This is a genomic window from Bacillus cihuensis, from assembly GCF_000504145.1.
In the GTDB taxonomy this organism is placed as follows: Bacteria; Bacillota; Bacilli; order Bacillales; family DSM-1321; genus Peribacillus; species Peribacillus huizhouensis.
This window is the reverse complement of record NZ_KI632495.1, coordinates 2,111,377-2,132,004: the sequence shown is the minus strand read 5'-3', so window position 1 is coordinate 2,132,004 and position 20,628 is coordinate 2,111,377. Positions and strand designations below refer to the sequence as shown.

Annotated in this window: 23 protein-coding genes; 15 read left to right on the top strand and 8 right to left on the bottom strand. The window is 37.9% G+C overall.

All coding sequences use genetic code 11. The features are described 5' to 3' along the window. Window positions 1-67 precede the first annotated feature (67 nt). Complete coding sequence (locus V179_RS0115955) at window positions 68-1,450, bottom strand: sensor histidine kinase (RefSeq protein WP_028392366.1); 1,383 nt, start codon at window positions 1,448-1,450, stop codon at window positions 68-70. Then, a complete protein-coding gene (locus tag V179_RS0115950) occupies window positions 1,447-2,124 on the bottom strand; it encodes a response regulator transcription factor (RefSeq protein ID WP_028392365.1) in 678 nt (225 codons plus the stop codon). The genes V179_RS0115955 and V179_RS0115950 overlap by 4 nt, the downstream gene beginning before the upstream one ends. A 572-nt stretch (window positions 2,125-2,696) precedes the next feature. Between V179_RS0115950 and V179_RS28105 the strand changes: the two genes are divergently transcribed. Further along, a complete protein-coding gene (locus V179_RS28105; RefSeq protein ID WP_051404980.1) occupies window positions 2,697-4,160 on the top strand; it encodes an MBL fold metallo-hydrolase in 1,464 nt (487 codons plus the stop codon). A gap of 13 nt (window positions 4,161-4,173) precedes the next feature. Beyond that, window positions 4,174-4,386: a DUF3006 domain-containing protein gene (locus V179_RS0115940; RefSeq protein ID WP_028392364.1), complete on the top strand. Its 213-nt coding sequence runs from the start codon at window positions 4,174-4,176 to the stop codon at window positions 4,384-4,386. A 212-nt stretch (window positions 4,387-4,598) separates the two neighbouring features. On the opposite strand, the gene V179_RS0115935 is transcribed toward V179_RS0115940, so the two are convergent. Next, window positions 4,599-5,291 carry an LrgB family protein gene (locus V179_RS0115935; RefSeq protein ID WP_028392363.1) on the bottom strand — a complete coding sequence of 231 codons (693 nt, stop codon included), beginning with the start codon at window positions 5,289-5,291 and terminating at the stop codon, window positions 4,599-4,601. After that, the gene (locus V179_RS0115930) at window positions 5,261-5,665 is read right to left on the bottom strand and encodes a CidA/LrgA family protein (protein WP_028392362.1); all 405 of its coding nucleotides are present in this window, start codon (window positions 5,663-5,665) and stop codon (window positions 5,261-5,263) included. Before V179_RS0115930 ends, V179_RS0115935 begins: the two co-directional genes overlap by 31 nt. A 536-nt stretch (window positions 5,666-6,201) precedes the next feature. Between V179_RS0115930 and V179_RS0115925 the strand changes: the two genes are divergently transcribed. After that, window positions 6,202-6,861, top strand: coding sequence for a phosphatase PAP2 family protein (locus tag V179_RS0115925; RefSeq protein WP_028392361.1), 660 nt, complete (start codon window positions 6,202-6,204; stop codon window positions 6,859-6,861). 126 nt (window positions 6,862-6,987) lie between these two features. Here V179_RS0115925 and V179_RS0115920 read toward each other — a convergent pair whose 3' ends face one another. Further along, window positions 6,988-7,194 carry a hypothetical protein gene (locus tag V179_RS0115920; RefSeq protein WP_152534745.1) on the bottom strand — a complete coding sequence of 69 codons (207 nt, stop codon included), beginning with the start codon at window positions 7,192-7,194 and terminating at the stop codon, window positions 6,988-6,990. Window positions 7,195-7,501: 307 nt separating this feature from the next. On the opposite strand from V179_RS0115920, the gene V179_RS0115915 reads away from it, so the two are divergent. From V179_RS0115915 to V179_RS0115905, 3 genes are all read left to right on the top strand, one after another. Next, entirely contained in the window at window positions 7,502-8,938 is a 1,437-nt protein-coding gene (locus tag V179_RS0115915; RefSeq protein WP_034301715.1) for an alkaline phosphatase family protein, read from the top strand. Window positions 8,939-9,007: 69 nt separating this feature from the next. Beyond that, a complete protein-coding gene (locus V179_RS0115910; protein ID WP_028392358.1) occupies window positions 9,008-9,796 on the top strand; it encodes an alpha/beta fold hydrolase in 789 nt (262 codons plus the stop codon). A 368-nt stretch (window positions 9,797-10,164) separates the two neighbouring features. After that, window positions 10,165-10,734: a DUF2238 domain-containing protein gene (locus tag V179_RS0115905; RefSeq protein ID WP_028392357.1), complete on the top strand. Its 570-nt coding sequence runs from the start codon at window positions 10,165-10,167 to the stop codon at window positions 10,732-10,734. Between the two features lie 194 nt (window positions 10,735-10,928). Here the strand turns inward: V179_RS0115905 and V179_RS31345 are convergent, their stop codons facing one another. After that, complete coding sequence (locus V179_RS31345) at window positions 10,929-11,069, bottom strand: hypothetical protein (protein WP_182502089.1); 141 nt, start codon at window positions 11,067-11,069, stop codon at window positions 10,929-10,931. A 258-nt stretch (window positions 11,070-11,327) separates the two neighbouring features. Further along, window positions 11,328-11,990, bottom strand: coding sequence for a lysozyme family protein (locus V179_RS0115895; RefSeq protein ID WP_028392356.1), 663 nt, complete (start codon window positions 11,988-11,990; stop codon window positions 11,328-11,330). Window positions 11,991-12,201: 211 nt separating this feature from the next. On the opposite strand from V179_RS0115895, the gene V179_RS0115890 reads away from it, so the two are divergent. The 9 genes from V179_RS0115890 (at window position 12,202) to V179_RS0115850 (ending at window position 19,790) form a co-directional block, all read left to right on the top strand. Continuing rightward, complete coding sequence (locus V179_RS0115890) at window positions 12,202-12,822, top strand: TetR/AcrR family transcriptional regulator (protein WP_312859655.1); 621 nt, start codon at window positions 12,202-12,204, stop codon at window positions 12,820-12,822. Between the two features lie 22 nt (window positions 12,823-12,844). Next, a complete protein-coding gene (locus V179_RS0115885; RefSeq protein ID WP_028392354.1) occupies window positions 12,845-13,660 on the top strand; it encodes a transporter substrate-binding domain-containing protein in 816 nt (271 codons plus the stop codon). Between the two features lie 22 nt (window positions 13,661-13,682). Then, a complete protein-coding gene (locus V179_RS0115880) occupies window positions 13,683-14,327 on the top strand; it encodes an amino acid ABC transporter permease (RefSeq protein WP_028392353.1) in 645 nt (214 codons plus the stop codon). A gap of 13 nt (window positions 14,328-14,340) precedes the next feature. Then, on the top strand, window positions 14,341-15,090 hold the full coding sequence (locus V179_RS0115875) for an amino acid ABC transporter ATP-binding protein (protein ID WP_028392352.1): 750 nt from the start codon (window positions 14,341-14,343) through the stop codon (window positions 15,088-15,090). A gap of 13 nt (window positions 15,091-15,103) precedes the next feature. Further along, window positions 15,104-15,535, top strand: coding sequence for an OsmC family protein (locus tag V179_RS0115870; RefSeq protein ID WP_028392351.1), 432 nt, complete (start codon window positions 15,104-15,106; stop codon window positions 15,533-15,535). Between the two features lie 272 nt (window positions 15,536-15,807). Beyond that, window positions 15,808-16,344 (top strand): TetR/AcrR family transcriptional regulator, encoded by a 537-nt coding sequence (locus V179_RS0115865; protein ID WP_084552381.1) that lies wholly within the window; start codon window positions 15,808-15,810, stop codon window positions 16,342-16,344. Continuing rightward, window positions 16,341-17,588, top strand: a complete 1,248-nt coding sequence (fabF, locus tag V179_RS0115860) for a beta-ketoacyl-ACP synthase II (RefSeq protein ID WP_028392349.1) — start codon at window positions 16,341-16,343, stop codon at window positions 17,586-17,588. The genes V179_RS0115865 and fabF overlap by 4 nt, the downstream gene beginning before the upstream one ends. A gap of 387 nt (window positions 17,589-17,975) precedes the next feature. Further along, window positions 17,976-18,128 (top strand): hypothetical protein, encoded by a 153-nt coding sequence (locus V179_RS31340; protein WP_200868673.1) that lies wholly within the window; start codon window positions 17,976-17,978, stop codon window positions 18,126-18,128. Between the two features lie 1,158 nt (window positions 18,129-19,286). Next, a complete protein-coding gene (locus tag V179_RS0115850; RefSeq protein WP_028392348.1) occupies window positions 19,287-19,790 on the top strand; it encodes a GNAT family N-acetyltransferase in 504 nt (167 codons plus the stop codon). Between the two features lie 123 nt (window positions 19,791-19,913). Here the strand turns inward: V179_RS0115850 and V179_RS0115845 are convergent, their stop codons facing one another. Beyond that, a complete protein-coding gene (locus V179_RS0115845; protein WP_028392347.1) occupies window positions 19,914-20,543 on the bottom strand; it encodes a nitroreductase family protein in 630 nt (209 codons plus the stop codon). Window positions 20,544-20,628: the final 85 nt, after the last annotated feature.

The window sequence follows — 20,628 nt, the reverse complement described above, 5'->3', positions numbered from 1 at the left end:
ATCTCCATTCATTTATTAACTTAAATATAGGATAATACGGCAATATGAACGGAGTATGAACAGTTGTTTACATTCTAGGAAGCTGGATTCGGAAAGTCGTTCCGTGTCCAACTTGGCTTTCGACGAGGATTTGTCCGTTATGAAGCTCAACTATTTTCTTCGTAATCGCAAGACCTAATCCACTACTTCCAATTTCGCTTGGAGTTCTAGCTTGATCTACTTTATAAAAACGATTGAAAATATTGACTAACTCGCTTTTGGCAATCCCAATGCCCGTATCTTGCACTTCAACGATACAATCATTTTCCTGTTCAGTGATCCGAATGGAAATCGTTCCACCAATAGGAGTGAATTTAATGCTGTTCGTTAAAAGGTTCGTCCAGACTTGGTGTAGCAGATGCTGATCGGCGTAGATGAAGGTTGTAGGTAAACTTAAGTCAATCGCTAACTCTTTTTCTTGCCAGCTCCATTCAGCCATAAATATGACCTGTTTAATTTGCTTTGCCACATCAAAGGTGCTCTTTTTTACAAGAAATTCTTCTTTATCTAATGAAGCGAGCGTTAGTAATTGTTTACTTAATTGGGACATTCGTTTCGTTTCTGCTTCAATAATGGCTAAATAATGCTTACGTTGTTCTTCAGGTAAAGTGTCTGATTGCAAAGTTTGTGAAAAACCTTGGATGGATGCGAGTGGGGCTTGAATTTCATGAGAAACGTTCGAAACGAATTCCTGTCGCATACTCTCAAGCTGTTCTATATTCTTTGCCATCTCTCTAAAATGCTCGGCTAGTTTGCCAATTTCGTCTCGTCGTTTCATATCGAGCTCTATATCATATTTTCCGCTGGAAATTCTTTTCGTTGCATCGGTTAGTTTGCTGATTGGTTTTACAATATACCGCGTACTAATAATGACGAAGAGGATACTTAATATGAGCGAAAGAATGAGAAGAACGGAAAAGAAAATACGCATTTCACCAAACTGCATATCGAGATTCGGACGAATGAAAAGTGCATAGTTCTTACCGTCAACAGTCAGTTGTATTCCGATTGTGTTCGTTAATACGTTATCGAAAAAACCTGTGATAAAGGCACTTGAGGGGAAATCCAGAATGCCGTGATACACTTGGCCGTCAAGCACATTCTGAATGATTTCCGAATCGATCTCTTTTTTTCTAAATTCCCCGCCATAAAAGAAACCTTGTCCATTTTGATCCACTACATACAATTGATAGCCGAGGTTGGCGGTATTTTCTAAATAATCGTCAAGTGAAATTTCTTGGTTCTTTTCATAAAAAGTAACGATGTCTTCCGAAAGTAGAGTCACTTTCCTGTCATTAACTGGTTTAAGCTTAGTTTGATAATAAAAATTGGCAAAGAGGAAGGCTAATATTCCGCTTAAAATCATCACAAAAATAGTGGTAAAAACGATACGTAAATAGAGAGTTTTCAATGTTGGGTAACCTCCAATTTATAGCCGACCCCTCGTACTGTTTTAATCAAGAAATCGCAATCTTGGTTCGAGAAACGCTCACGTAAACGCTTAATATGAACATCGACTGTGCGGTCATCCCCTGAAAAATCTGCTCCCCAGATTAGATGAATCAATTCGTCTCGCGTGAAAATTCGATTAGGGAAGCTTGCTAGCTGTGCTAATAGTTCAAATTCCTTCATTGGCAGCATCAAAAGCTTCCCATTAGCATGCACTTCATAACTTTTGCGGTCAATGACCGTTTGATTGAGGATGATTTTCTCTGCGTTGACCATTTGAAATCGACGAAGGAGTGCTTTAATTCGGAACAATAATTCTTTAGGCTCAAACGGTTTTGTGACATAATCATCGGTTCCTACAGCAAAACCTTTTTCTTTATCAATCAACTGATCTTTCGCAGTTAATAAAATAATCGGGAAATCATAATCGTTTCTCATTTCCTCACACAACTGATACCCATCCTTATTCGGCATCATCACGTCTATAATGGCTAATTGAATTTGCTGCTCCAAGAGGATATCGGAAGCTTCTACACCATCAGCTGCCAAGTAGACGGAAAATCCTTCTTTTTGTAGAAAGTGCTTTAACAATTCACGTATATGAAGATCATCATCAGCAATTAATATATGGATCATAAGGTTATACATCTCCTAAAATAGTATGCTTGAGGAAGTTTACCTTAAATATACAGTATTTAGTCAAGAAGCTGAAATGTCTGTATGTTTATTTAGAATTTCAAGTTGAATAGGAAGACGTGACAAATCCGACTCCTACTCGCCAAATATGCATTCTGGCGCGCAAATCCCAAATCCGGCACGAAAGGTGTAGATTTCGGCACGCAAATCCCAAATCCGGCACGAAAAGTGTAGATTCTGGCATGCAAATCCAGAATCCGGCACGAAAAGTGTAGATTCTGGCGCGCAAATCCCAAGCACGAAAAGTGTAGATTTCGGCGCGCAGATCCCAAATCCGGCACGAAAAGTGTAGATTTCGGCACGCAAATCCCAAACCCGGCGCGATTAAAGTAGATTTGCATCGAAATTACCATTCTGCGTTCTAAATTATTGCCATGATTAGAGGGAATTGTCTTAAAACTTCATAAAGGGACCATTCGATGTTTGAGAAATTTGGATAAACTTGGTCCAGCAGGGAATAAATTTGTTTGCTACAATCAAATATGATAGAAAACGTGGACAGGAGAGAGGAAATGGAGTTTTTAGCAACAATTTTAATAGTAGTCGCTTTTTTTAGCTTTTTTATCGGTCTGCTTGGTGTAATGAAAGGAAGTGTGAAATTCTTAAGATTGCGCACTAGGAAGGCTAGCTCCTTATTTGTTGTGGCTGCATTTGTAGTATTCATAATCGGCGGAGCCATATTGCCTACTACCCCAGATCAGCAGGGAACTTCACAGGAAAAGGAACTAAAAGAAACGAAAACAGAAGAGACGAAAACAGAAGAGACGAAAACAGAAGAGACGAAGAAGGATGTCGTTGTTTCTAAGCCGGTAACTGAAGAAATGGCCGTCCATTTTGTCGATGTTGGCCAAGGGGCAGCACAAGTGATTATTGCTCCAAACAAAAAAGTAATGGTCATTGATGCTGGCAATAACGATGATGAAGACAAAATGGTAGCTTACTTGAAAGAGTTAGGAGTTTCTAAGGTTGATATTTTGATTGGAACCCATCCTGACGCAGATCATATTGGCGGAATGGATGCGGTCATTGACTCTTTTGATATCGGAAAAATATATATGCCGAAAGTACAAAGAAATACGCAAACATTTGAATCGGTTTTACAATCTATTCGAAACAAAGGATTGACTGTAACTACAGCAAAAGCGGGGATCGAGCTTGATTTAGACCCTGCGGTACAAGTGAAAATGATTGCTCCACTGGACGAAACAACAAGTGATGCGAATGAAATGAGTGCCGTCGTCAGACTTCAATATGGTGAACAATCATTCCTTTTGACAGGAGATGCTGGAATACCAACGGAGGAAAAATGGCTTCAGTCTGGTGAATTGATACAATCAACCGTTCTTTTAACTGGTCACCATGGTAGCAATCACTCTACTAGTGAAGCATTTTTAAAAGCAGTTCAACCGAAATACGCAGTCATTCAAGTAGGGAAAAACAGTTACGGTCATCCAACTAGCGAAGTATTAGAACGACTTCACAGCGAGAAAATAAATATATACCGTAACGATACCGATGGAACGATTGTGTTTAAAACGGATGGAAAAGAAATCAATGTCAATAAAGATGCATGGGAGTATACACCTGCTCCTAAAACACAGAAACAGACAGCAGCGCCTAACCAAACACAAGCTAAACCTGCTGTAACGCCACCAGTCAGTACACCAGATGTGTCAAACGCTATACAGGCATCTGCAGTGATTGACAATAGCAACCCAAATCAAAACGAAGAAGTTACAGTAACTGTTACAGTACAAGATCAAAACAGTCAGCCTGTAAATGGGGCGAATGTTCACTTAACCCTTCAATTTAAGTCGAAAGATACGGTGTATGAAGGTGTGACGAATGCAAATGGAGTTGCCTCACTATCCTTTAGAGTAGGAAGAGCGGCTGCCGGATTCACAGTAAATGGCGACATTACAGTAACTGCCAACGGAGTAACTACTACTACACAAACAGCATTTACGCCAAAATAAAGGAAGTGTAACCATGAAGGGAATCATAGATCGATTTGAAGGAGATTTAGTTGTCGTTGAAGTCGATGGAAAAACAATAAATGTTCCGAAAAAGTTGGTTGATTCTAAAGTAAAAGTCAGTGATGTTGTCGAGTTGGTCAATGAAAAATGGATGGTTAATGAAGCAGAAACCGAAAAGCGTAGGAAAAAGATAAAATCGATTATGGAAAGCGTTTGGGAAGATTAAAAAAAATATATAGGAAACAGGATCGGCGATGTCCTATAAGGGTCCGACCTCCAACTCTTAATCAGAATGCAGTGTTTCTCACACTTATCTGAACTGTATACAGGGAGTTGCGAGGTCTGGCCTTTTTTGGAATAAGAGAATGTGGAAACATATTACCAACATCTGAATCGGTTATACATTAACCTTGATTCTACTTGTGGCTTTACGTAGATTTACATTGTGATTAGCCAAGCGACGATAGGTCCTATAATTGATCCTAATATGGCACTTAATGTCATGGAAACGGAACTCATGGACAAGGTAAATTCCCCATATTCAGCAGATTTTGCTGTGCCTAAAGCATGTGAGGCACTACCAAAGGCAATTCCTTTTCCTAGTGAACTGTTAATTCGCAATCGTTTCATGAAGGCTGGACCTATGATGACGCCAGTGAAACCTGCGATCATGACAAAAATAGTCGTCATTGGGGGAATACCACCAAGTACTTCTGAAACTTGAAGAGCTACAGGGGTTGTAAGAGATTTAGGTAACATGGATAGGATAAGCGTTTGGTCTATTCCTAAAACACGTGCGAATAGGAGAACACTGATCATACCAGTAATTAATCCGACAAAAACGCCACATATAATGGGGAACCAATAGCTCACGACGATATGACGCTGTTTGTATAAAGGGTAGGCAAGTGCTACTACAGCAGGTCCTAGAAGGGAATGAATCCACTGTCCGCCAACCATATAGCTTGAATAGGGAATATGGAGGATGGAAAGAAGGATGATTAGGATGATTGTTGTTGTTAACACGGGTACGAGTAGCGGGAAAGTAAAACGTACATATAAACGATTCATAAGAACATAAACAGCAATCGTCCCTAAGATTACAGTGATTGCGAATAGTGTTTGCTGCATTTCTCTTTCTCCTTTCTTAATTGTTCCCGTTTTTCAAGAAACTGACTCATCAATCCAGCTGCACCCATCGTGATCATCGTACTTATGACAGTAATAACAACTAAGAGTGACCCTTTAAATGAAAGTAATGAAGGGTGATTCATGATCCCCAACATAGCTGGTATAAATAACAATGATAAATATTTCAGCAGAAATCCAACTCCAGCTTCAATGAATCGCACTGGAATAATTTTTAAAGACAAACCAACCAATAACAAGAGCATACCAATGATACTTCCTGGAATCGGCAGATTAAATAAGTCATGCAAAACGTTTCCGATAAAGGAAAAGGCATAAAGAATAGCAATCTGGAAGATGATAGTTATGATTTTCATGTATCTTGCTGCAAACTTGAACAGCTTTCCACCTCTCTTTGAATTAAAACTTATAAACTTACCATACTATGATACAACTATAATTATATGTGTCAATGGATAGTTTAATGGGCGCAGAAGATAAATGTGGCATGTTTTTGATATGATTAGTCTGAATGTACAAGGTTATTATCCCGCATGAACGGTAGTAAGACACCTACGATTAAAGCATAGAGGAATCGAAGAAGCGTAGGTAGAGGGACTCCAACTATTAAAGTTTTGCTTTATTGAGATAGTAAGATTCTACCTTAAGGTAAATAATAATCTGGAGCAAAGTCAAGATTAAGAAAGATACCAATTTTGTCATACCTGTATGAATAGATGGCATCTTTTCCTGTCGAAATTATTAAATAAATGTTGCCCATGTTATTGAAAAGACAAGCTTGCAGTGTAAACATGTTTACAGAATATGAGAGATATTAAGGAAAAACAGTTTTATTCTAAAAAATAGAAAGTACGTACATCTAAGAATAATCATACATTTGAGGTGTTTTCACATGAAACAAAAGGGGCTGCTTTTGATTGCTTTATTAATAAGTTTGTTCTCGCTAATGGCTTTTAGTCTTATGGCTATTCTTATTAGTGGGAAGAGGATCGTTCAATTTGATCAAAAGGTGATTTCTTTTGTTCAAGGATTCGAGACTTCCCTGGTTACTTCGATCATGAAGTTTTTTACATTTATTGGTTCGATGCCAGTTGTGTTGGTGATTGTTCTAATTGCTTTAATTATTCTAGATAAAGTTTTAAAGCATCGAACAGAATTAGTACTATTTGTTGTCGTCATAATCGGAACACCGGTTCTTAATCAGCTCTTGAAATTCGTTTTCCAACGTTCCCGTCCAGATATTCATCGCCTGATTGAAGTGGGCGGCTATAGTTTTCCAAGTGGTCATGCGATGAATGCCTTTGCAGTTTATGGAATTATTTCTTTTCTATTATGGCGTCATATCCCTACCTTTTTGGGACGCACAACTCTAATTATCATTAGCGGTATATTCATTTTCATGATTGGTATAAGTCGGGTTTATCTAGGGGTGCACTATCCAAGCGATATTATCGGTGGCTATTTCGCGAGCAGTTTTTGGCTGGCCATTGCCATATGGTTTTTCTACAGATTAAAAAGCAAAGCAAACAGAAAGAAAACTTTGGTGGAGTAGTAAGTCATTACGATTCGGAAGCTCGTCATGATTTCTTTACTGTATACATTGTTGTGACAAGTATACAGAAATAAGGCCGAGGATGTCTCATAACAAAAGGGACATCCTCATTTTAAAGCAAAAAAGCTACTTGTTTGTAAAAGGATCTTTATCAGGTACTAATTCCTTTGAAAACTCCATTACGTTCGCCATTTTTGACATTTGACCATCATTTCGCAGTCGAAAATTATCAATTAAGTTTTGAACAGGAATCATCATATTTCTGGTTCGATTTCTACTTAACCCATAAGCGGCTGCACTAATCCCCAGACTTAACATAGATGCCCACATCATCCTTCTATTATTCCTTCTTCTTCTAATATTGAAAAGAGCAGGTATCCAGTTATTCAGTTTAAACACTCCTCACTAGATATTTGAAAAGCAGATGCCTTTCATAATCTAATATTTGCTAATAGGTGTTTGATATGCTGGTAATGTTTATGGACTTAACAAGTTAACGATTAAGGTCAAGAAATATTCAATATGGTTTTGTACATAAACTCAATTGGTAAGGGGGAAAATACAATTTAATTAAAGAAAAAGGATGATTAATGTGGCTTCTTTATTAGCAAAAAATCCTCGAAAATCAAAACCTGTGATTATGCTTATCATTGATACCTTAATGGATTCACCTCTACAAGAGGCCATCAAAAATAATCGAGCACCGGCATTCAAGTTTTTTATCGAGAATGGTATGTATTTTCCAGATGTAGTTAGTACTTTTCCAACTATGTCTGTTACTGTTGATGCAACTATACTAACTGGTACCCAGTGTGATGTTCATCGGTTACCTGGGCTCGTTTGGTTTCATACAAAAGAAAATCGTCTCATTAATTATGGCAGTCATATTCGTGAATTATGGAAGCTTGGTCTTAGTCGATCTCTTGAAGATATCTTATTTCACATGAACGGCGATCATATCAGTAAGGAAGTTAAAACCGTACATGAGGAGTTAGCGGAAAAAGGTATCGATTCGGCTTCGATAAATGCACTGATTTATCGAGGAAATACATCTCACTTATATAAATTGCCGAAATTAATAACATGGTTTACTTCCATTCAAAAAGACCGTCCAACATTAGGGGCTAAAGTTTTTACATATGGGTCATTAAATAAAGTTAGTCTATCTAAAAGGTATCAAAGTCTATGGCAAAAATTTGGATTCAACAATTCTTTTTCCGTTCAGGAATTATCTTTTTTAATTAGCAAAGACCAACTTCCTTCGTTTTCCATCGTTTACTTTCCCGAGCTTGATCAGAGTGTTCATAAACATGGTCGTATGGACGTAAAAGGTATTGAAAAAGTCGATCAACATTTACAAAAGATTCTTAATGTATATGATTCATGGGAAGAAGCATTACAAAACAATATTTGGATTACAATGGGTGATAATGGGCAAGCGTGGATTGATTCTAATCAGAAAGAAGCTTTAATTGACCTTAGGAAAATACTTGGCTCATATCACATTATGAAACTAAGAGACGGCGTTCAACCAAAAGATCAGATTGTGCTTGCAGTAAATCAACGGATGTCATATATCTATTCACTAGATACGAACACATTACCTATTCATACACTTGTATTAGAGCTAGTAAATGATCATCGAATTGATGTCATTGCATGGCAAGAGGAGGAAACGATAAAGGTAAAATCCGGTGAAAAAAAAGGAGAACTTCATTATCGAAAAGGCGGAGAATTAACGGATCCATATAACCAAACTTGGGTTGTTGACGGTGATTATGGATTATTAGATCTAACGGTACGTGACAATCAACTTCATTATGGTAACTATCCAGATGCTTTGGCACGTATATATAGTAGTTTACATTCACATGAAGGAAATTTCATTATCGTCAGTGCTAAACCAGGCTATGAATTTATTGGTGAAGGTTCACCAACCCATGTAGGAGGAGCTAGTCACGGAGGATTGCACCAACAAGATTCTTTAGTACCATTGATCGTAACGGGCACACAGTCAACACCTTCATATTTACGAATGGTAGATATGAAAGAATGGGTTTTATCATTAATTGGTTGATTAAAGATGGGATATCGTGAATGAAAGATTCCATATTGAAGATTTTAGATTATTGAGGTGATCATATACATGCCAATGTTAGATGTTGACGGTATTAGCTTGTATTATACTGTTAAAGGAAAAGGGATTCCTATTGTTTTTATTCACCCTCCTGTACTCACTGGCTTGAATTTTACATACCAAATAGAGGAATTATCCCAAGAATTTAAAGTAATTACTTTTGATATTAGAGGTCATGGAGGGAGTCAGTATTCAAGACCGCCAGTAACCTATCCGTTGATTGTAGAAGATATCAAACATCTGTTAGATCATTTAAAAATTAAAAAAGCATTTATCTGCGGATATTCAACCGGTGGTTCGATCGTATTAGAATATTTGCTGAATTCTGCCGATTGGGCTCTGGGAGGCATTGTAATAGGTGGAATGTCTGAAGTGAGGGATAAATACCTAAAGAAAAAAATTTCTTTAGGTATGTCGCTTGCAAATAAAGGAGCAATTTCAGTTCTTGCGCTATCCATTTCTTGGAGCAACTCAAATACGAAAAAGTTGTTTATAAAGATGTTTAAAGAAGCCCGAAAAGGCGATGCAAGAAATATCGAGCAGTATTACCGTTATAGTTTGCATTATAACTGTACCCATCAGCTAGAGAAAATCAATCTTCCAATTTTATTGGTCTATGGTAAAGAAGATAAACCATTTTATTATTATGCCAAGATATTGCATGAAAAATTGCCATGTAAGGAATTAACGTTCATTGATCATGCAAAGCATCAGATCCCTACAAAAGCGGCTAATGATTTAAATGAAAGGATTAAGCATTTTATCAATACACATATGATGAATTCAGATGAAACCTAGATCTAACAGATATAAATCCCTTATTTCTCACTGTATGGATTCTTCCACTTGCATAAACTAATAACCTGATCCATCAAGTACTCTGTAGAAATTTCTGTCTTTTACAATGGCTGTTTTCACATACTTTGTTGCTTTTCAATCATTTTTACACTAATAACCCGGGTTGATTTCCGTTGCAGGTCCTCGCTTTCCGCGGGCGGTCTCAGAAGCCTCCTCAGGGGGTCTCCCTCAACACGCTTTTCCCGCAGGAGTCTCGCACCTTCCACTACAATCAACATCTGTTCGAATTGGTTTCTTGCTAAAAACAACAATCTTTACGAAAAGAGCCTTTACAATTGAAAATATCATAAATCTAATGGAGTAAAAAAATGGCAAGAGATAAAAGTATAAGGATTCATTTATTATTCCTATTGGTAGTTACTGCAGTTTTTATTTGGTCATTTATTCAGCCAGAAGGATACTTGATATGGACAATGGAAGTACTTCCTGCCGTTGCGGTACTGATCATTGTTATTGCTACATATAATAAATTTCTCCTCACTACATTATCCTATATCATTATTGCTATTCTTTCGATTGCTATGTTCATCGGTGCTCACTATACTTACTCAAAAGTTCCTCTATTTAATTGGATAAAAGATTATTTTGATTTAAACCGGAACCACTATGATCGGTTTGGGCATTTTCTAAAAGGTTTATTTGCGATCACATTAAGTTTTGCACTTGCTATTGGAACTTTATATGAAATTATAGAATGGTTAGCTTCTATTATTTCAAAAGGCGGAAAAGCTTCAAAAGACTTTTTAGGAACACAAGGGGATTTTTGGGATGCACAATGGGATATGTCGTTAACATTAATAGGCTCTATTATTGTACTGCTTACCTTATCAAAACTACATAACAAGCTATTAAGAAGAAAGGATTTTTCGATCGATTAAAAGAGAAATGGCACTAATATTTACAAAAATAAGTTAATGTGGAATAAAAAGTTCTACTAGGTTAAGAATTGATTCATTAAAGCGTCAATAAGGACCAGGCACCTCCAAATATTGTTGGGTGGTTCCTGGTCCATCTTGATTGAAGTGAAACTTATTATTTTCCTTGTACTGCAATCCTTAATTATTTTTGCCTGTTAATACTCTATTTCATCGTAATCTTTAGGTTGAGGAACAGGTTGCCCATTTTTACGATTCGAATAACCAAAAATAATTTCTAGCTCCTCGGCATGACTTATCTTAGTCCCTTTTTCATGTTGTTTTTCTTCTTTTTTCATAGGATTGACTCCTTTCATAATCATCTATGTTTAATATGACCTAATGTAAAGGATTCACCATACGGGTGAAAACATGCATGTAGATGTGATTTTCCATTGATTAATAATCGATTACGTTATCCGAAAAGTCGATTTTAAATTTATTTTATTAAAGTGATTAAACAGAATGAATGGTGAAAATAGGATAAAGTGTGAGTGGTTCACAAGGGAGTATTTGTGTACTTTTGCTCGGAGGATAATGGAAAAAAACACCTAGATTCAAAAAGCATCTGGGTGTTTTTCACTTACAAGCGTTGGGATACTATCTGCTAACGCTTCAATATTTTTGGTTACTTTCGCACTATAGGAGAAATCACCGTAGCAATATGGGTAGCGGAAATTTTCTTTATTTCCACCGCAATTGTACAGGTCGGGATTTTTTTCTACTTGAATCATCGAGAATTTCTTTGCCAGCTCTTCACTATGCTTTCCACCGTTTTCGGCAATGTAATTAATATAGCCTATTCCCATATTATAGGACTGGATGATGGTTGGAAAATCAACTTTTTTTTCTTTGCCATAGGCAATAACCTGTTTGAAATGCTTAACGCCATATTGAATGCTTTCCTTAGGATCGGTAATGGTGTTAGGAGCAAGTCCAGCTGATTCTGAAGATTGCATCGGATCTCCGCCCTTACCACGACTTTCTTGTTGCATGACGGCAATAAGTACGACTGTATATTCTTGCAAATTATATTGGGCCAGTTCATCGTGCAGGGTCGAACTGTATTTCTTTACTGATGCAAAGGGGTCCGGTTGAATTATGGTTGTTGAAACCTTTTCTGTATGTGGGACCTGCATGACCTGTTTAATCAGTAAGATAGCAAAAAGCAACGCAAACATGATAAAAAGGGCTTTAGATACCTTCCTTTTTCGTTTCATTTTTTCTCCTCAACATTTCATCTCTGTAATTTCAGTTTAACAAATAAATGAAAGGGTGACTATCTGAAAATAGTAGTATGCGAATCTGTAATTCTCAAAATTAATAAGTAGGATTTTAATTCCTACTAAACAGGTTCAATTAATTGACGAATTATGAGAGATTTTATACGATAAGGTGTATCAACTGACTGATCAATCGAGAGGAGGAATTGTGATTAAAGAAAATGAGAAGTCTATTGATCGAAGAGAACAAATAATTGCGATTGCCATCAAACTGTTTGCTATGAATGGTTATCATAAGACAAAGATATCAGATATTGTTCGTGAAGCAGGAATTGCTCAAGGGACTTTCTATTGGTATTTTAAAAGCAAGGAAAGTATAGTACTTGAGATCATTCAAAGCGGACAAGCACAGATTCTTGCAGTTGTTTCCAAAGGATATCGGACATCTCCAGGTACCATAGCCGATGCAGTGGCCTCTTCTGAAAAATTATTTGAAGATTTATTTACCTTTTCAAAGGGTAATCGATATTTGATGGAATTAATCATCAAAGGAATCGATAGTGAAGAGTCCATCAAGCATTTAATTTTCGAAACCCGTATAAAAATTGAAGAAGCATTCAAGAATAACTTAAAGCGGGCAATGGAACTGAGGATTTTGCCAGAAAAAGATCCGTCGATTCAAGCTGCATTAGTAATGAGCTTAATGGAAGGCATGCTGGCAAGATGGCTATTCGGCCCTGTTACATATGAATCAGCTGTAGAAGAACAATCAGCAAATGACCTTGCAAAGGAATTAGTAAAGTTTGAGTTCTTTGGATTGTTAGGATAATAAATGAAGGAGTGATTTGAACATGAAAAAGCGCCCAAGGTTGCTACTGACTTTTCTAGTAGCTATATTGATGATATTAAGTGCATGTGGTGCAAAGAATAACGCCAACAATACGAATAAAGATTTACTCAAAGAGGTAAAGGATCAAGGTACATTACGGGTTGGTGTCATGGGAACGTATCAGCCATATAATTTCTTAAATGACAAAAAAGAAATGGACGGTTTTGACGTAGATATTGCGAAGGAAGTTGCGAAACGTTTAGGGGTAAAGGTTGAATTTGTTGCTCAAGAATTTTCGGGAATGATTGCTGGTCTACAAACGAACAAGTTTGATGTTGTAATCAGCCAAATGACGATTACGGATGAACGGAAGAAACAACTAGATTTTACAAAGCCGTATATTACAAATAACGTAAAAGTCATTGTTCAAGAAGGGAATACTACGATTAAGTCTGTAGAAGATTTTAAAGGGAAAAATATCGGTGTCGGATTAGGAACAAATGACGAAACCTACCTCCGTACCGAGCTACTGCCAAAAGTGGGCGATTTTACAATTAAAACCTATGACGATGTCATTACATCGCTGAAGGATTTGGATACAGGCAGAATTGATGCAACGATTAATAATATGTATGCCATTAAACCGATTGTTGAGAAGAACGGCTTTAAAATAAAAGCAGTAGGCGAACCGGTGAAGTCTGATCAAGCAGGCATCGCAGTTCGCAAAGGAAATGAGAAGTTCTTAAAAGAGCTGGACAGAATCTTAGCTGACATGAAGGCGGACGGAACGTATAAAAAGATTTTTGTGAAGTGGTTTAATGAAGAACCAGCTGAGTAAAGAGGAAGGGCTGGACAAGTAAATGGATATTATTTGGTCAAATTTGCCGTTTTTGTTAAAGGGAGCTTATTATACGCTTCTGATTACGATTGTTTCGATGTTTTTTGGCTCCATCATCGCGGTTGTTGTTGCGATCGCGAGATTAAAAGGAAATCGACCGATTAGGTGGTTGGCACGTGCTTATGTATCGATTATTCGAGGAACGCCGACCCTTGTGCAGATCATTATTGTTTATTATGGATTAGCGGATTACGGCTTAAATCTTCAACCGTTGACTGCAGCGTATATTGCGCTAAGTATTAGCATCGGTGCGTATTTATCGGAAACATTGCGTGGTGCGATACAAGCTATTCCAAAGGGACAATATGAAGCGGCATATGCATCAGGAATGACGCCGATCCAAACAATGAAGAGAATCATTCTGCCGCAAGCGATTCGAATTGCGATACCACCAGCGGGGAATACGTTCATCGGAATGTTAAAGGAAACATCGCTCGTATCTGTAATTACAGTCACAGAATTGCTTCGATCGGCACAGCTTTTGATTGCGCAATATTATGTGTACATGCCGTTTTATCTGGCAATTGCAGTGATGTACTGGATACTCAGCACGGGATTTTCCTTCATATTAGAGAGAATCGAGCGACGGCTATCAATTTATGAATAAGTATGGTGATCCTATGATAAAGACGGAAAATCTGTCAAAGAGTTTTTCAGGGCTTGAAGTGTTAAAAAACATCAATTTGACCGTAGAGACCGGTGAAGTGGTCGCTATCTTAGGACCGAGCGGCTCAGGAAAAAGTACATTGTTACGTTGTTTTAATGGGTTAGAGGAATTGTCAGGCGGCAGAATTCAAGTTGGTGGTATTTCAGTGGATGCGAACCAATCACAAAGAGAACGAAACAAACAGATTGGTAAAATCCGGCTACATACAGGAATGGTCTTTCAACAATTCAATTTATACCCACATAAAACCGTACTGCAGAACGTAGTGGAAGCATTGCTTATTGTCAAAAAAATTCCGAGAGAAAAAGCAATTACTCTAGGGGAAAACCTGCTCAAGAGAGTTGGATTATTAGAAAAAAAAGATCAATATCCAAATAGGCTCTCTGGTGGACAACAACAAAGGGTAGCCATCGCAAGAGCCTTAGCAATGGAACCTGATCTTATGCTATTTGATGAGCCAACTTCTGCTCTTGATCCGGAATTGGTGGACGAAGTTCTTGCTGTCATTAAAGAGCTTGCTCATACGGGCATGACAATGGTTATTGTGACTCATGAAATGGAGTTTGCGCGTGAAGTCGCCGACCGAATCATATTCATGGCTGATGGTGTGGTAGTGGAAGAAGGAACATCAGAAGAATTCTTTAGTCGGCCAAAAACAGAACGAGCTAGAAAGTTTTTGAAAATGGAAGAAGTCATTAATTGAAAGAGGGATAAGTATGAAAGTACTAACGAAATGGACTGGACAACGTGCATTCACATCTATTGGTGATTCAGGATATGAAGTGAAAATGGATGCAACTGAAAAATACGGTGGAGAAGGGAAAGGCGTTACACCAACTGAAATGTTACTTGCATCTCTTGCTGGTTGCATTGGGATTGATGTTACAATGATCCTAAGACCGTATTTATCTGAAGTAGACACACTCGAAATTGAAACTGATGGCACAAGAGAAGAAGACATGCCAAAAGCATTTACAACGATTAACGTTACGTTTACAATCAATGGAACTGTTGACAGCAAGCGAGTGTGGCGAGCCATTGATCTTGGTAAAGAGAAATACTGTTCCGTATCGAATTCATTGAAAGCAGATATTATCTTCCATCTTGTCTTAAATGGCGAAAAGCAGGAACGTCCAGTAAAAGAATAATTCCTTTCACATACAATCGTAAACAGAGAATCATTATAGCTTGATAAATGAGGTAAAGAGGCTGACCTATTACGAAAGGGCAGCCTCTTTGCGCATAGAAAATCCCCTTTATAAAGATAAGAGGAAATGTTATTTTGGAAAAGTGGCTTAATTTCTTGGAGTTATCTTATAGAAGAAAATGATTTTATCTGCATCCAACGGACATCTCGGAATCTTAAATTGACAGTGAGCGGTTCTCTAACATTGACACTTACTTAGTAGTAGGTTAGTGTATGGATATGGAAAATAGAAAAGAACAAATCATTGAAAGGGCGCTTGTACACATAAAAAAAAGAGGCTATCTATCTTTCAGCTATGATCATCTTTCGAAAGAGCTCGGTTTGACTAAAGCAAGTATTCATTATCACTTTGAAAAAAAAGAGAGTTTAGGACTTGCTGTGTGTGACAGACTGGAAACTGGGTTGGACCAAATGATGATAACAATCAAGCAGATGGATATAGATCCGAAGGAAAAAGCAATTGAATTTCTTAGAATGAGGCTATCTTACATTGATTTAGACGAAATTTGTCCTATCTCAGCGTTTCAAGCAGATTTTCCTTATTTGCCTGAAATTCTCAAGCAATCTGTTCAACACGTAACGAACAAAGAATTGGGCTGTGTAGCTGAATTACTTAAAGACATACATAATAATGAAGCTAAGGCGATCCTACTATTATCCGCTTTGAAAGGAGCACTCCAGTATAGGCGAGCAGTTGGTGGGGAAATAATGGAGACAATAAGTAAACAATTGAAGGAGTTATTACAATGAGCCGAAGAGTCGTAGTAACAGGGTGTGGGGTTGTATCCCCTTTAGGAAATGATGTAGATACTTTTTGGAATCACATAAAAGAAGGGAAATCAGGAATAAAGAAAATTACATCAGACGAATTTGATGGGATTAACACACAAATTGGCGGATATATTGAAGATTTTAACCCAGAGTCGTACTTAGATAATAAGGAAATTGGCAGATATGATAAATTTATTCAATATGCGTATGCTGCAGCAATGCAAGCGCTTGATCAGTCAGGATTGGTTTTGGAGACTGATGAGACGAATGATCGGTACGGTGTGTACGTCGGTTCCGGCATTGGCGGGATTGATACGACGCTTGAGAATCATAAGGCGTTGTTAGATAAAGGGCCAAGACGCGTGTCGCCATTTATGGTACCGATGATGATTAGTAATATGGCATCAGGAATCATTGCCATCAAAACTGGCTTTGCCGGTCCGAGTTTTTCCCCAGTATCTGCTTGTGCGACAGGGAATCAGGCAATTGGCGAGGCTTTTTTGAACATCCATCATGGCTATTCAGATGCGATTCTTGCTGGTGGTGCTGAAGCGACAATTAATCCACTATCATTTGCAGGTTTTTCACGTATGCGTGCAATGTCCACACGAAACGATGAGCCGAATAAAGCAAGCAGACCATTTGATAAGGGACGCGACGGTTTCGTAATGTCTGAAGGTGCAGGTGTGTTAATGCTTGAGGAATATGAGCATGCCAAAAAGAGGGGCGCGGTGATTTTAGGAGAAATTGTTGGATACGGGTCCTCGACAGATGCGCATCATATTACCTCACCTGATTACTTAGGTGCTGCCAATGCAATGGAAAAAGCGATAATGATGGCGAAAATCGATCCAGAACAAATTGATTACATCAACGCACACGGAACAAGCACACCGGAAGGGGATAAGTCTGAAACGAAAGCAATTAAACACGTATTTGGCGAACATGCCTACAAGCTAAAAGTCAGCTCTACTAAATCAATGACAGGTCATCTATTCGGCGCTGCTGGTGGTGTTGAAGGTGTCATTACGGTGAAAAGCATCCAGGAAGGTATTTTACCTCCAACGATTAACTATGAAGAACCAGACGAAGAGTGTGACTTAAATTACATTCCGAATCGAGCTGTAGAAGAAACGGTGAATTATGCTCTTTCTAACGGCTTTGGATTTGGTGGACATAATGCGGTGTTATTGTTTAAGCGGTTTACAGAAATAGAAGGATAATAAATTCGATAAGGTAGGCACATATTAGCTAAGTTTAATATGTTTGCCTACCTTTATTTTATGTTGAGCAAGTAGAGTTTATAATGGAAGAAATTTAAATCTTTTATAAAAACTGGTTGATGTTAAAACGTAACTAGTAACATGCTACACATACTAATCACAAAGATGGAGTTGTGAAGACTGAATTATTAATGCTTCTCGAAATAAAGAAGCCCCTCGTGTTCCCCTAAAATAAAATGTAAGAATTTTTCAAATTCCACATAAGAATAAAAGGAGATTTTTATGTACGTTACCATAGCAAAAGGACCTCAGTTGGTTGTTCTTGTAATGAACAGAATTTTTTAGGCTACATAGATTAGAAGTAGAAAATATCTAGGAGTGAAAATGATGAATAATAATGCTGAACTTGTTGAAGCTAAAAATACATTGATTGGAAGAATATTTACATTCGTAGGATCCGGAGTTTTTCTCATTGGTTCCATAATTTCATTAGTTGTTGGTTATCAAACGTACACAAGATTATTAGCAACAGAAACATAAGAGATAAATAGAGTTTATTAAACAGTTCTCTTTGATTTTCAGTTAGAAGGATGTAGTTGGTAATAATGAATTGGTCAGACCTTTCGCTTCCTTTTTATTCGATTCACGATTTATTGTTTCAGCTGAAACTGCGGTAGCTACTTCTTAGCTTAGAAAACACGTGTGATCCCATTCTTAACGGGCAGTACGACCCCCGAGATTGAAGTTTTTTATTTATTGCAGGGAAATGGAATAGCCTTCTCCTTGAGACGGAACATCCAATTGTTGGATGTTTCGTTTTTCAAATTTGCAACGATTCGGGTATCATCCTTATTTAATGAAATGTATAATTTAATCAATAATAATGATACTGGTCTTCATGATAGTACATGAATTCCATTGGACGGATAAATATTGCGTCCAGCATGAAGAGTGTTTAATCCGGCCTGCAAACTTCGATTCCGGCATGAAAAGTGTTCGAACCGGCCTGCAAACTTCGATTTCGACGTGAAAAGTGTTCGATCGGCCCGCAAACTTCGATTTCGGCGTGAAAAGTGCTCGAACCGGCCCGCAAACTTAGATTTTGGTGTGAAAAGTGTTTGAACCGGCCCGCAAACTTCGATTTCGGCGTGAAAAGTGCTCGAACCGGCCCGCAAACTTAGATTTTGGTGTGAAAAGTGTTTGAACCGGCCCGCAAACTTCGATTTCGGCGTGAAAAGTGCTCGAACCGGCCCGCAAACTTAGATTTTGGTGTGAAAAGTGTTTGAACCGGCCCGCAAACTTCGATTTCGGCGTGAAAAGTGCTCGAACCGGCCCGCAAACTTAGATTTTGGTGTGAAAAGTGTTTGAACCGGCCCGCAAACTTCGATTTCGGCGTGAAAAGTGTTCGATCCAGCACGTAAATTTTGATTCCGGCATGAAAAGTGTTCAATCTCACTCGTGATCTGGCCTTGTGGTCGGCTTTTTACTCGCTATTACTAACCAAGCACTTGGTGTCTTTCCAATTTTAGCGGGTTCCTCTTCAACTTTTGATTTTACTCACCAACTTCATGTTTTTTCTAACTACTTAATCCTTTCGTGGAGTCATGATTAACTTCCAAAATAGCTAAGTGTTCCTTCTCAAGTAACTTACATACTAAAACTGTGTTACACTTTCTAAATAATGAGGAGCGTGGTCCAGTGGAAATACGTAAATTACATGCAACAGATGCAAAAGAATATTGGTCTTTACGTTTAGAGGCATTTCAGACATTTCCAGAAGCATTTGCTACAAGTTTTGAGGAAGCAATAGCCAGAGAAAATCCGATTCAGCAGGCTGCAGCTGGACTTGAAGCAGAAGGCAGCTATACGTTTGGTGCGTTTGTTGATGGTAAGCTGGTCGGTATTGTGACACTCGTTCAAGAAATGCGTGAAAAGCTACAGCATCGAGCAAACATATATGGTCTGTTCGTAAAAGTGAATTATCATGGTTCTGGAATAGGGAAAGCCTTGATGAATGAGACCCTTAACTATGCGAGAAACCTTAAGGGAATTGAAAAAGTGAACTTATCAGTCGTTGCAAGTAATGAGGGGGCTAAAAAGCTTTATAGCGATCTTGGTTTCAAGGTGTTTGGTCTTGAAGAAAAGGCACTTAAACTAGACGATGTATACTTAGATGAGGAGCATATGGTTTTATTTTTATAAGAAGGTGTCTTGTAAGGGGCAGGCCCCGCACTCTAAAATAGTATGAAGTGTTTCATACGGATTTAGAGTGCGGGGTCTGACTTTGCTTTTGTGATATCCTCGTTAAGATTTGCGAGGTATGAATTAAATAAAGGATGCAACCTCTTCCAACGGCAGGCGGGAAGATCCATGCGCTGGCGCAGCTGCTTTCCCTAGTGCGATAAGAACGATTGGGAAGATATGAGCTGGAAGTTCGAATCTTTCTGCGAATTTCTTTTTATCGAAGCCACCCATAGTTACCGTGTCATACCCTTTTTCCTTAGCAATTAGCATCAATTGCATAGAAACAAGTCCAGCATCGAAAGCTGCGATATTCATTCTTACTTCTTCTGGTGCGTTTGGATAAGTAGCATTCGTATTGGCAATCATGATTTCTTTGATTGAATCATCCATATGGCCTTCTGCTACACTTTGTGTATAGATTTGATCTACTTTTTTATACATCTCACTATTACCCATAACGGCAATAATGGCAGATGAAGTTTCGACTTGTTCTTGGTTAAATGCGATTGCTCTTAGTTCTTTCTTTATGTCTTGATCTTGAATGACAAGAAACTGCCAAGGTTGCAGGTTACTTGATGATGGAGCGGTTGTTGCTTGCTTCAACATGTCTTCTATTTCTGATTTTGTTATTTGGAAATTAGGATCGTATGCTCTTACAGATTTCCTTGCATTCATAATAGTATATAAATTTGAATTTGATGGTGTATTCATAGTTGATGCCTCCTAGATTAAATAACTTACTATTAGTAAGTGATAGAATATAACTTAACATTAGTATGTTTACTGCGTCAAGTTT